Origin of the sequence: Clostridium tyrobutyricum (genome assembly GCF_019144085.1) — a bacterium.
GTDB classification, from domain to species: Bacteria; Bacillota; Clostridia; order Clostridiales; family Clostridiaceae; genus Clostridium_B; species Clostridium_B tyrobutyricum_A.
In genome coordinates, this window is sequence record NZ_JAHHUY010000134.1 from 1 (window position 1) to 234 (window position 234).

Sequence of the window (234 nt, forward strand, 5' to 3'; positions counted from 1 at the left end):
GGTCCCCGGCATCACCGGTGACATGACGGCCAAGGAGAACATCTTCCGGTTCCGCGCCGTTCGCGACCTGCAGGTGTTCAGCCTGGACACCGACGTCGCCGACCTGGACGACCGTCTCCTGGCGCTCATGGCTGCTGCTGAAATCCTCGGCGGCGAGAAGGGGCAGAAGAAGGGTGCGCTCGCCAACAAGCGGCTGCTGAAAATCCGCGGCAATGCGACCAAAACCCGCCGCTT

1 protein-coding gene is annotated in these 234 nt (G+C 64.5%); it reads left to right on the forward strand.

All coding sequences use genetic code 11. The annotated features are described in order from the left end of the window. A partial coding sequence (locus KM800_RS15325) for a hypothetical protein (protein ID WP_217813847.1) occupies positions 1-234 on the forward strand: 234 nt, incomplete at both ends.